The 12,141-nt window shown below is 74.7% G+C and carries 8 protein-coding genes; 6 read left to right on the top strand and 2 right to left on the bottom strand.

Annotated features, from left to right (window positions below):
- Window positions 1-74 precede the first annotated feature (74 nt).
- Window positions 75-1,835 (top strand): alpha/beta hydrolase, encoded by a 1,761-nt coding sequence (locus ABRQ22_RS19965; protein ID WP_353707946.1) that lies wholly within the window; start codon window positions 75-77, stop codon window positions 1,833-1,835.
- On the opposite strand, the gene ABRQ22_RS19960 is transcribed toward ABRQ22_RS19965, so the two are convergent.
- The gene (locus tag ABRQ22_RS19960) at window positions 1,789-3,324 is read right to left on the bottom strand and encodes an MFS transporter (RefSeq protein WP_353707945.1); all 1,536 of its coding nucleotides are present in this window, start codon (window positions 3,322-3,324) and stop codon (window positions 1,789-1,791) included. The two genes, ABRQ22_RS19965 and ABRQ22_RS19960, sit on opposite strands and share 47 nt — an antisense overlap.
- An 88-nt stretch (window positions 3,325-3,412) precedes the next feature.
- Here ABRQ22_RS19960 and ABRQ22_RS19955 point away from each other — a divergent pair, with 88 nt between their 5' ends.
- Window positions 3,413-4,081: a helix-turn-helix domain-containing protein gene (locus ABRQ22_RS19955; protein ID WP_353707944.1), complete on the top strand. Its 669-nt coding sequence runs from the start codon at window positions 3,413-3,415 to the stop codon at window positions 4,079-4,081.
- Window positions 4,082-4,111: 30 nt separating this feature from the next.
- Here ABRQ22_RS19955 and ABRQ22_RS19950 read toward each other — a convergent pair whose 3' ends face one another.
- Window positions 4,112-5,593, bottom strand: coding sequence for a helix-turn-helix domain-containing protein (locus tag ABRQ22_RS19950; RefSeq protein WP_353709589.1), 1,482 nt, complete (start codon window positions 5,591-5,593; stop codon window positions 4,112-4,114).
- Between the two features lie 195 nt (window positions 5,594-5,788).
- On the opposite strand from ABRQ22_RS19950, the gene aceA reads away from it, so the two are divergent.
- The 4 genes from aceA (at window position 5,789) to ABRQ22_RS19930 (ending at window position 12,096) form a co-directional block, all read left to right on the top strand.
- Entirely contained in the window at window positions 5,789-7,195 is a 1,407-nt protein-coding gene (aceA, locus tag ABRQ22_RS19945) for an isocitrate lyase (RefSeq protein ID WP_353707943.1), read from the top strand.
- A gap of 136 nt (window positions 7,196-7,331) precedes the next feature.
- The gene (aceB, locus tag ABRQ22_RS19940; RefSeq protein ID WP_353707942.1) at window positions 7,332-9,101 is read left to right on the top strand and encodes a malate synthase A; all 1,770 of its coding nucleotides are present in this window, start codon (window positions 7,332-7,334) and stop codon (window positions 9,099-9,101) included.
- Window positions 9,102-9,301: 200 nt separating this feature from the next.
- The gene (locus tag ABRQ22_RS19935) at window positions 9,302-10,228 is read left to right on the top strand and encodes a hypothetical protein (RefSeq protein WP_353707941.1); all 927 of its coding nucleotides are present in this window, start codon (window positions 9,302-9,304) and stop codon (window positions 10,226-10,228) included.
- A 92-nt stretch (window positions 10,229-10,320) separates the two neighbouring features.
- Window positions 10,321-12,096 carry a SulP family inorganic anion transporter gene (locus ABRQ22_RS19930; protein ID WP_353707940.1) on the top strand — a complete coding sequence of 592 codons (1,776 nt, stop codon included), beginning with the start codon at window positions 10,321-10,323 and terminating at the stop codon, window positions 12,094-12,096.
- Window positions 12,097-12,141 lie beyond the last annotated feature (45 nt).

The following is a 12,141-nucleotide window of genomic DNA, read 5'->3' as shown; positions in this document are numbered from 1 at the left end:
CCAGGACCCGTGGGAGGCCGACGCCCCCGACGGTTCGAGGGGACGAGCGCGGGTGGCTCGCCTACGCTCGCGATGTGCAGCCCACCGTGACGGAGACCCGTACCCCCGAGCCCGTCGACGAAGAGCCCGCCCGGCACGGGGTGTGGGGGCGGTGGCTGCGGCGGTTCTCGGCGACCGGGCTGGTGCTCGCGCTGCTCTGGTTCTGCCTGTCGTTCACGCCGTCGCTCATCCCGCGGGCCTGGTACTACCAGGCCGTGATCTCGGGCGTGAGCGCCGTCGGCGGGTACGGCGTGGGCGCGTTCGTCGAGTGGTTCGCGGTCAAGGTCGGGCTGCGTATCCGGTGGACGGCACGCGCGAGCCGCGTCGCGTGGTGGGTGCTCGCCGGGGCGACCGTCGTGCTCGTCCCGCTCTCTCTGGTCCTGGGCGCCCGCCGCCAGATCGAGCTGCGGCACCTGTTCGGCATGTCCGAGGACGTCCCCGGGCGCGAGGTCGTGACGCTCCTCGTCGCGCTCGTCGTCGCGCTGCTCGTGCTCCAGGCCGGGCGCGGGCTGCGCCGCGTCGCGCGGTGGGTGGCCCGGCTCGTCGGCCGGGTCGTGCCCGCCCCGGTCGCGCGGTTCGTGAGCGGCGTGGCGGTCGCCGTCGTCGTGGTGCTCGTCTTCAACGGCGTCGTCTGGTCGGGCGCGATGAGCGCGCTCAACTCGATCTACGCGGCCGCGAACGCCGACGTCGACCCGCGCCTGTCGCCCCCGGCCCAGCCCGAGCGGTCCGGGTCGGCGGCGTCCCCCGAGACGTGGGACTCGCTGGGCGCGGAGGGCCGCAAGTTCGTCGTGTCCGGGCCGACGCTCGACGAGCTGACCGCGTTCGCCCAGGCGGGCGACGTCGTCGACCCCGCGGACGTGCGCGAGCCGATCCACGCGTACGCGGGCCTCGACCCCGACGGCGACCTCGACGCCACGGCGGCGCGCGTCGTCGACGAGCTCGACCGCACCGACGCGTGGGACCGCTCCGTCCTCGTCGTCGCGACGACCACCGGGACGGGCTGGGTGGACCCGGGCATGGTCGAGGCGCTCGAGCTCATGCACGGCGGCGACACCGCGATCGCGAGCATGCAGTACTCGTACCTGCCGAGCTGGATCAGCTTCGTCGGCGACCGCACGACCCCGCCCGCGGCCGGCAAGGCGCTCTTCGAGGCGGTGTACGCACGGTGGTCCGAGCTCCCCGAGGACGACCGCCCGCGCCTGCTGGCGTTCGGCATCTCGCTCGGGTCGTTCGGGATGCAGGGCGCGTTCAGCGGCGTGCAGGACGTCGAGGCGCGCTCCGACGGCGCGATGTTCACCGGGACGCCCGGCTTCACGCCGATGTGGCGCGAGCTCACCGACGCGCGCGACCCCGGGTCGCTCGAGTACGCACCCGTGCTCGACGACGGCCGCCAGGTCCGGTGGGGCGTTCCGGTCGCGACCGGCGTCGCGGACCTCTGGGGCCCCGGCCCGCGCTGGGACGAGCCGCGCGTCGTCTACCTCCAGCACGCGTCCGACGGCGTGACCTGGTGGGGACCGGAGACGCTGTGGTCCGAGCCCGACTGGCTGCGCGAGCCGCGCGGACCCGACGTGCTGGGCGACGTGCGGTGGTACCCGTTCGTCACGTTCTGGCAGCTCACGGGCGACCTGTTCGTCGCCGCCGCCTCGGACATCCCGCCGGGCCACGGCCACGTCTACCACCTCGAGTACGCCGACGGGTTCGCCGCCCTGCACGCCCCCGAGGGCTGGTCGGCCGCCGACACGGCGCGGCTCAAGGCCGCGATGGACGCGCCGACGCAGGGCGGCTCGATCGGCTGAGGACGGTGAGCGCCACGGCGACCAGGACGCCGGCCCCGCTCACGGCCGCGGCGACCCAGAACGACGCGGCGAACGGTCCGGCGGGGTCGCCGTCCGCCGTCGCGCCCGCGAGCAGCGCCGCGACGACCGGTGCGGCCGCCGCCGAGCCGACCGTGCGGATCACGCTGTTGAGTCCGGTCGCGGCGCCGATCTCCTCCGGCGGCGACCACGTCACGACGAGCTGTGCGCAGATCGCGTAGCCGATCCCGTTGCCGAGCCCCAGGACGGAGAACGCGACCACGACTGCCCACGGCACCGTCGGCCACAGCGCGAGCCCGACAGACCCCACGAGCATGACCGCCACCGCGACGCCCGACGTGGCGGCCGCGCCCACGCGTGCCACGAGGAGGGGCGTGCACCGACCACCGAGGAAGACCAGGACGGCGCTCGGGAGCATCGCGAGCCCCGACGCGGTGACGTCCAGCCCGTGCCCGTAGCCGGTGGCCGTGGGCGCCTGCATGAGCACCGGGAGCGCGACGTAGCAGACGTACGGCACGAACCCGACGGCCACGGTGAGGACGCTGACCAGCGCGAGCGGCCCGTGGCGGAACGTGCGCACGTCCACGAGCGGCGCCTCGGTGCGCCGCTCGACGAGCACGAGCGCGACGAGGAGGATCACCCCGACCGCGCCGACGCCGAGCGTACGGGGTGACGACCATCCCCACGCGCCCCCCTGCGACACCGCGAGCAGGACCCCGACGAGCCCGCCGGCGAGCAGCACGATGCCCGGCCAGTCCGTGCGGCGCCGCTGGGACCGCGCTCTCACCGCCGGGACCCACAGGAGCACCAGCACGGCCGCGCCCACGATCAGGACGGCCGCGAGGACGAACATCCACCGCCACGAGAGCGCCTCGACGATCACGCCGCCGAGCACGAGCGCAGCGCCCGCGCCGAGCCCGATCATCCCCGAGATCCAGCCGAAGGCCGCCGCGACGCGGGGCGGCGGCAGCAGGTTCCGCGCGAGCGCGAGCGCCAGCGGGAACGTCGCCGTGCTCACGCCCTGCACCACCCGTGCGCCGAGGAGCACCACGAGGCTCGGTGCGGCCGAGGCGACGAGCGTCGCGCCGGCGAAGACGGCGAGGGTCGCGAGGAGCACGCGCCGGTGGCCGAACCGGTCCCCGAGGTTGCCGACCACCGGGGCGAGCACGGCGCCGGCGAGGAGGAAGGCGGTGAGGATCCACCCCGTCCCTTGCGGACCGGCGCCGAGCTCGCGCCCGAGCGTGGGGAGCGCGGGCACCACGAGCGTCTGCATGAGCGAGAACGCGAGCACGACGACGCTGAGCGCGGCGGTCACGAGGGCAGGGTGCGACGCCGCGCCGTCCGTGTCGACGGCCGGCGCGGGAGGCGCGTCGGCGGGCTCGGGAAGGATCGGCGCGTCCTGGGTCGGTGCGTCGGAGATCGGTGCATCGAGGGTCGGCGTGTCGGAGGTCGTGGTGCGGCGGGAGGGCACGGGTTCTCGCTCTCGAGCGGGCTGGCTTAACGGAACGGAGATTCCGTTCCGACTCGCGATCGTACCTCCTCGCGGCTACGGTGACGCCATGCCCGACTCGCCCGTCCCGAACCCGCTCCCCGGCCGCCAGCGCGAGGCCCGGGCCAACGACACGGCGATCCTCGCCGCGGCGCGCGAGGTCTTCGCGCTCCAGGGCCACGGGGCGCCGATCTCGGAGGTCGCGCAGCGCGCGGGCGTGGGCGTGGGCTCGGTCTACCGGCGCTATCCCACCAAGGAGGCGCTCGTCGAGGCACTCCACGTCGCGGCGGTCGAGGAGGTCGCGAACCTCGCCGCGACGGTGGCCGACGCACGGCAGGAGTCCGGCTCGGACGACGCGCGCGACGACGGCGCCGTCGCGACCTTCCTGGCACGGCACATCACGAGCGCCGCCGGGCCCCTGCTCCGCCCCCCAGGCGCCCAGAGCCCCATCCCGCCCGAGCTCGCGGCGGCGTCGGACCGGCTCCGCGCCGGACTGGAGCGCCTCGTCGCCCTCGACCGCGCGGAGCGCCGCGTCCCCGAGGGCTTCACCCCGGCCGACGTCATGCAGCTCGTGGTCCATCTGCGGCCGCCGCTCCCGCTCCCCCGCGCGGAGTCGGACGCGCTGCACCTGCGCTACCTCGGGCTCGTGACGCGCGGCCTGCGCGAGCAGGCCGCGGCGGGCGCCCGGCTCGCGGACGGGCCGGGCTGGGACGAGTGGGTCGGCGCCTGGCACGACTGACGGGCGGCCCCACCCGCTCCCCCTCGGCCCCTACCCGGCCGGAGCGTGGCGATCCAGGAAGGCGTACACCTCCGTGGTGTCGACGCCGGGGAACGCGCCGGTCGGCATCGCGGCGAGCATCGACGCGTGCGGGCGGGCGCTCGGCCACGACTGCCCGGCCCAGCGGTCGGAGAGCGCGTCGGGCGGGCGGCGGCAGCACGCGCCGTCGGGGCACCGGGAGACGAGGCGCTCGGTCGTGTCGCGACCGAGGAACCACTTCACGTGCGCGAACGGGACGCCGACGCTCACCGAGAACTCGCCGTCCGCCGACGCCTGGACGCGCGACGTGCACCAGTACGTGCCGCTCGGGGTGTCCGTGTACTGGCTGAACGGGCTGAGCCGGTCCTCGACCGCGAACACCGTGCGCGCGGTCCAGCTGCGGCAGACGTACTGCCCCTCGACGGCGCCGAGCGGGTCGGCGGGGAAACGCACGCCGTCGTTCTCGTACGCCTTGTGGATGACACCCGACTCGTGGACCTTCATGAAGTGCACCGGGATGCCGAGGTGCTTCGTCGCGAGGTTCGTGAACCGGTGCGCGGCCGTCTCGTACGACACCGCGAACGCGTCCCGGAGGTCCTCGATGGAGATCTCGCGCGCGTCCTTCGCGGCGCGCAGCGCCTTGACCGCGTGCCGCTCCGGCAGCAGGAGCGCCGCCGCGAGGTAGTTGGCCTCGACGCGCTGGCGCAGGAACTCACGGTAGTCGCGCGGCTCCGCGTGGCCGAGCACGTGCGGCGCGAGTGCCTGGAGGAGCGCCGACGTCGCGTTGGACCGCCCGCGCACCCCGTTGCTCGGCAGGTAGACGCGGCGGTGGCGCAGGTCGAGCACCGAGCGCGTCGAGTGCGGCAGGTCGCCCACGTAGTGCAGCGTGAACCCGAGGTGGGCCGCGATGTCCGCCGCGACCCGCTGGGGCAGCGGGCCGCCCGCGTGCCCGACGCCGTCGAGCAGCTCGGCCGCCGCGTCCTCGAGCTCCGGGAAGTAGTTGTCCTGCGCGCGCATGGTCGCGCGGAGCTCCGCGTTGGCGCGGCGCGCCTCCTCGGGCGTCGCGGCGCGCTCGGTGTGCAGGCGCTGGAGCTCGCGCTCCAGCGCCACGATCGTCTCGAGCGCGTCCGTCGGCAGCGACTTGCCGACCCGGACCGGGCGCAGCCCGAGCGCGTCGAAGAGCGGACCGCGCTGCGCGCGCTCCAGCTCGATCTCCAGGGCGTCCCGGCGCGACGGCGCCTCGGGCGACAGCAGGTCGTCGAGGCTCGCGCCGAGCGCCCGCGCGACGGCCTGGAGCAGGGCGAACTTGGGCTCGCGCTTGCCGTTCTCCAGGAGCGACACCTGGGACGGCGCGCGGCCGATCGCCGCGCCCAGCTCGTCGAGCGTCATGCCCCGCGCGGTGCGCAGGTGCCGGATCCGGCGGCCGATCGTCAGGGCGTCGGGCTCGCTCTCGAGCGGGATTTCCGCATGTTCCGCGATTCCGGCCGGTCGCATCGTCGGGATAGCCATGACTGAGGGTGACACGCGCCACTCCTTGCGCACAAGAGAAGAACTACGTTTCTTTCGATCGATCCGGCTTGAGACGGGGTTGTCGGCGGGAGGAAGGTCGAGGCACGGACCTCGCCGAGGTCCACCGACCGGCCCGTCCGGTCCGCGCAGCGCGGACCGGCGCACCACCAGGAGGCACCCGTGAACAGGCCCACCATCGTCAGCCGCCGCTCCCCGTCCGAGTACGCGGGCGGCGCCCGTCCGCTCGGCGCCGTCGCGACGACGGCGGACGTCGCGGGCCGCACCCCGGACCGCTCCGGCCCCCGGCCCGGCGACCAGACCCAGACCGCGGCCGAGATCGCCGAGCAGTGGGCGACCGACCCCCGCTGGGCCGGCCTCCAGCGCGACTACACCGCCGACGACGTGGTCGCGCTCCGCGGCTCGGTGCGCGAGGAGCACACGCTCGCCCGTCGCGGCGCCGAGAAGCTGTGGGACCTCGTCCACACCGAGGAGTGGGTCGCCGCGCTCGGCGCGTTCACCGGCAACCAGGCCGTGCAGCAGGTGCGCGCGGGCCTCCAGGCCATCTACCTGTCCGGGTGGCAGGTCGCGGCCGACGCCAACCTGTCCGGCCAGACGTACCCCGACCAGTCGCTCTACCCCGCCAACTCCGTGCCCGCCGTCGTGCGCCGCATCAACAACGCGCTCCTGCGCGCGGACCAGATCGAGACGGCGGAGTCCGGTGCGCCGAGCCGCGACTGGCTCGCCCCGGTCGTGGCCGACGCCGAGGCCGGGTTCGGCGGCCCGCTCAACGCGTACGAGCTCATGCACTCGATGATCGCCGCGGGCGCCGCGGGCGTGCACTGGGAGGACCAGCTCGCGTCGGAGAAGAAGTGCGGCCACCTCGGCGGCAAGGTGCTGGTCCCCACGAGCCAGCACATCCGCACGCTCAACGCCGCGCGCCTCGCGGCCGACGTCGCGGGCGTGCCGTCGGTCATCATCGCCCGCACCGACTCGCTCGCCGCGGACCTGCTCACGTCCGACGTCGACGAGCGCGACCAGCCGTTCCTCACGGGCGAGCGCACGTCCGAGGGCTTCTACCGGGTGCGGCCCGGCCTCGACGCGGTGGTCGCGCGCGGTCTCGCGTACGCCCCGTACTCCGACCTCATCTGGGTCGAGACGGGCGAGCCCGACCTCGAGCTCGCGCGCACGTTCGCCGAGACGATCCACGCGCAGCACCCGGACAAGAAGCTCGCCTACAACTGCTCGCCGTCGTTCAACTGGAAGAAGCACCTCGACGACGCGCAGATCGCGAGCTTCCAGAAGGAGCTCGCCGCCATGGGCTACGCGTTCCAGTTCATCACCCTGGCCGGCTTCCACGCCGTCTCGCACTCCATGTTCGAGCTCGCGCGCGGCTACAACGAGCGCGCGATGTCCGCCTACGTCGAGCTCCAGGAGGCCGAGTTCGCCTCCGAGGCCGACGGCTACACCGCCACCCGCCACCAGCGGGAGGTCGGCACCGGCTACTTCGACCGGGTCGCCACGGCTCTCAACCCCGACGCCGCCACCCTCGCGCTCGCCGGGTCCACCGAGACCGCCCAGTTCCACTAACCCCGTTCTCGCGAGGTAGAGGCCCGGTCCTGCGAGGTAGAGGCCTGGTCATGACCAGGCCTCTACCTCGCGGGACCAGGGCTCTACCTCGGCCTACCAGAGCTCTACCTCGCGACATCGACCTTCGGAGCACGCCATGAGCACCCTCACCACGACCACCTCTCCCCCGGCCTCCGGTCCGTCCGGGACCGGGCCCGACGGCGGCCCGCACGCCGAGCGCCCGGGCGCGCCGACGCCGTCGGGGGCCTTCCGCGTCACCGGCACGCTGCGCGTCACCGGGACGCTGGGCGAGCGCTACCGCGAGATCCTCACGCCCGAGGCGCTCGACTTCCTCACGCTGCTGCACGACCGGTTCGTGGCCCGCCGCCACGAGCTCCTCATGGACCGCCAGCAGCGCCGTCAGGACGTCGCGGACGGGATCGACCCCGACTTCCGCGCCGCGACGCGGCCCGTGCGCGACGACCCGTCGTGGCGCGTCGCGGGCTCGGACGGCGCGCCGGGGCTCGAGGACCGACGCGTCGAGATCACCGGCCCGACCGACCCCAAGATGACGATCAACGCGCTCAACTCGGGCGCGAAGGTGTGGCTCGCCGACGCCGAGGACGCCTCCAGCCCCACGTGGCGCAACGTCGTCGAGGGCCAGCTCGCGCTGCACGACGCGATCCGCGGGACGCTGACCCACTCGACCGGCGCGGGCGACCACCGCAAGGAGTACCGCCTGCGCTCGACGACGCTCACCGACCTCCCGACGATCGTGTTCCGCCCGCGCGGGTGGCACCTCATCGAGAAGCACATGCGGTACGTCGACCGGGCCGGGGTCAGCGTGTCGGCGTCGGCGTCGCTCGTGGACTTCGGGCTCTACGCGTTCCACAACGCCCGCGAGCTCGTCGAGCGCGGACGCGGACCGTACTTCTACCTGCCCAAGCTCGAGGGCTACCGCGAGGCGCGGCTGTGGAACGACGTGTTCGTGCTCGCCCAGGAGTACCTGGGGCTGCCGCAGGGCACGATCCGCGCCACGGTGCTCATCGAGACCCTGCCCGCGGCGTTCGAGATGGAGGAGATCCTCCACGAGCTGCGCGAGCACTGCGCGGGGCTCAACGCCGGGCGGTGGGACTACCTGTTCTCCGTCATCAAGGCGTTCCGCACGCGCGGCGACTCGTACGTGCTGCCCGACCGCGCGCAGGTCACCATGACCGCCCCGTTCATGCGGGCGTACACCGAGCTGCTCGTCGCGACGTGCCACAAGCGCGGCGCGCACGCGATCGGCGGCATGAGCGCGTTCATCCCCGACCGACGCCGGCCCGACGTCACCGAGCGCGCGTTCGAGCAGGTGCGCGCCGACAAGCGCCGCGAGGCGACGGACGGGTTCGACGGCACGTGGGTCGCGCACCCCGACCTCATCGAGGTCGCGCGCGCCGAGTTCGACGCCGTGCTGGGCGACCGGCCGCACCAGGTGTCCCGCCTGCGGGACGACGTCGAGGTGGGTCAGCACGAGCTGCTCGACATCGGCTCGGCACGACGCGCCGGGGCGACGGTGACCGCCGCGGGCCTGCGCTCCAACGTCTCCGTCGGCGTGCGGTACCTCGAGTCGTGGCTGCGGGGCGTCGGCGCCGCGGCGATCGACCACCTCATGGAGGACGCCGCGACCGCCGAGATCTCGCGGTCGCAGGTGTGGCAGTGGATCGCGTCGGGCACGCGCACGGAGAACGGCGTGCCGATCACGCGCGACCGCGTCGAGGCGCTCCTCGCCGAGATCGTCGACGACCTGCCGCGCACCCCGGGCAACCGCATCGACGACGCGGCGAACGTCTTCCGCGCCGTCGCGCTGGCCGAGGACTTCCCGACGTTCCTCACCATCGGTGCGTACTCGCAGTTCCTGGTGGGCTCGGACTCCGACCAGCCGTAACGGACCCGCCGAACACGACCTTGGTGTCGTTATCCGCGCGATAACGACACCAAGGTCGTTCTCGCGGGCGAGCGACGTCGTGCTCGACACCGGCACCCGGGCGGACGTGGTGGCGCGGGGACGTCGCCGTGTGGGAACATCCGGCCACGCACGGCGACACCCCGTCGTCCGGGCGCTCGCACGCACGAGCCCGGAGCACCATGAGCAATCCCTTCGCGCCGCCGAGCCAGTCGACGTCGGGCCCGTCCGGCCCGCCCCCGGCGGCTCCTGGATCATCCCCGCCTCCGCTCCCGGCGCCCGGGCACGCGGCCGCCCCGCTCACCGCCGCACCGGTCCCCCTCGCGCCGATGCCTCCGCAGGCTCCTCCCGGGTACGTGCCCGCCCCGATCGGCCATGGCCCCGTCCCGCCGGGGACCGCGCCGACAGCACCGCTCCCTCCGGGCCCAGGCCCGACGTACCCCGTCGCCGGGCTCCCCGCCCCGCCCCCGGCGGCCGCGCGCCGCGGGCTGTCGCGCACCGCCGTCGGGCTGATCGTCGGCGCGGCGTGCCTCGCCGTGGGCGGAGGGGTCGGCTTCGCGGCGGGTGTGGCGAGCGACGCGGGCGGGCAGATCGCCGCGTGGTACACCGCGCCGACCGACGAGTGGTCGGACGAGGACTGGTCGGACGAGGACTGGCCCGAGGGCGAGTGGGAGGGCTCCGGCACGCCCGACGACCCGTGGTTCTTCGACGGCTACACCATCGGCGGGGAGGAGTGGGAGGTCCTGCTCGACCCACCGTACGAGGCGACCGCCGAGGTCCTCGCGCACAGCGACGTCAACGCCGCGCCGCCGGAGGGCACGGAGTACTGGATCGTGCCGGTCACCGCGACCTACTTCGGCCCGAGCTCCCAGGTCACCGCGTCGGGCGCGGTCGACCTCGGCTTCGTCGGCGACGACGGCGTCGTCGCCGACGGCCAGTGCGGCGCGGTGCCCGACCCGCTCGTCGGCACGGGCATCATCGGCACCGACGACACCGTGTCGGGCAACGTCTGCCTCGCGGTCCCGGCGGGCGCCGCCGGGCTGTGGACGCTCTCGCTCGAGGGCTACGAGCCCTGGTACCTCACGGCGGACGACCCGCTCGCGAGCTGACCGCCACCAGGGCGCGGGCGCCGCGGCGTTGCTGTGGTCGCCCTGACTCTGCCGTGCCAGAGTCTCCCCATGGCGCACCCGTGGGAGACCCGATGAGCCCGCGGCCGGTGCGGGCCGTCCGCGCCTGGTGGGACGGCGTCCGGCCCGCCCCGGGGACGTTCTGGCGCTCGGCCGGGGCCGGCGTGCCGGGCGCCGTCGGCGGCGTCCCCGACGGCATGGCGACCGCGACGCTCGTCGGCGTCAACCCGATCCACGGCCTGTACGCGACGGCGATCGGCCGCATCGCGGGTGGTCTCACCGTCGACTCGCGGCTCATGATCGTCACGACGACGAGCGCCGCCGCCCTCGCCGCCGGCTCGGCGCTCGCGGGGGTCGCCGGCGAGGACCGGCTCGCGGCGCTCATCCTCCTCACGACGCTCGCCGGGGCGGTCATGATCGTCGCGGGGCTCGTTGGCCTCGGTCGTCTCACCGGCTTCGTGTCGCACTCCGTGATGACGGGGTTCCTCACCGGCGTCTCCGTCAACATCCTGCTCGGCCAGCTCGACGACCTCACCGGGGCGGACCCGACTGCGTCGCTCGCCGTCGGCCAGGCGTACCAGGTGCTCCGGTCTCCCGGGACGTGGGACCTGCCGACGCTCGTCGTGGGTCTGGGGTCGGTCGTCCTGCTCCTCGTCCTCGGCCGGACGCGGGTCGCCCCGTACGCCGCGGTCGTGGCGCTGGTGGTCTCCGCCGTCGCGGTGTGGGCCCTCGGGGCGACGTCCGTCCAGCTCGTCGGGGACGCGGGCGAGATCCCTGCCGGCCTGCCGTCCCTCGCGCTGCCCGACCTGGGGCTCGTGTCGGTCGACGTCGCCGTGGGGGCGCTCGCGGTGGCGGCGATCGTGCTCGTCCAGGGCGCGGGGGTCGCGGAGTCCGTCCCGAACCCCGGCGGCCGTCGCGCCGACCCGAACCGCAACTTCGTCGGTCAGGGCGTCGCCAACCTCGCGGTGGGGTTCTTCCGCGGGATCCCGGTCGGCGGGTCGGTCGGCCAGACGGCGATCAGCACCGCCGCGGGCGCGCGCGACCGCTGGGCGGGGATCATGTCGGGCGTCTGGGTGCTCGTCGTCCTCGTCGCGCTGTCGGGGCCGGTCGGGGCCGTCCCGTCGGCGACGCTCGCGGCGCTGCTCGCCGTCGCGTCGGTCGGGTCGATCCGGCTCTCGGCCATGGCCACCGCGTGGCGCACGGGCAGCCAGTCCCAGGTCGCGATGTCGACGACGTTCCTCGCCACCCTCCTCCTGCCGGTCGCGGCCGCGGTGGGGATCGGCGCCGCGCTCTCGATCCTCCTCCAGGCGAACCGGGAGTCGCAGGACCTGCGGATCGTCCGCCTCGTCCCCCTGGAGGACGGGCGCTACCGCGAGGAGCCCGCGCCGCGGCGGCTCGACGACGCGACGGTCACCGTGCTCGACGTCTACGGGAGCCTGTTCTACGCCGGTGCCCGCTCGCTCGAGGCCGCGCTCCCGGAGCCCGCGCACGCCCACGACGCCGTCGTCGTGCTGCGCCTGCGCGGCCGGGCGAGCCTCGGCGCGACCGCGTTCACCGTGCTCGCGCACTACGCCGACCGGCTCGGCGAGGGCGGTGGGCGGCTGTACGTGAGCGGGGTGGACCCGGACCTGGCGGAGAAGTTCGAGCACGTCATCGACGTGCGCCTGCACGAGCGGATCGCGGTGTACCCGGCACGACCGGTGCTCGGCGAGTCGACCGCGGACGCGATGGCGCACGCCGAGGCGTGGCTCGTGCGCGGCGTCGAGACGGCGCAGATCCCGGTGGTGCGGACGGACGGTCCCGTGAAGCGCCTGTGGTCGCGCGTGCGGTCGATGCTGCACCGCGGGTGACCGCGGCGTCGACGACCGGAGGGCGTCCGACGACGGACCGCTCGC

It is taken from the genome of Cellulosimicrobium sp. ES-005 (genome assembly GCF_040448685.1).
GTDB classification, from domain to species: domain Bacteria; phylum Actinomycetota; class Actinomycetes; order Actinomycetales; family Cellulomonadaceae; genus Cellulosimicrobium; species Cellulosimicrobium cellulans_G.
The sequence above is the reverse complement of the archived record's forward strand: the minus strand, read 5'-3'. Positions and strand labels throughout refer to the sequence as shown.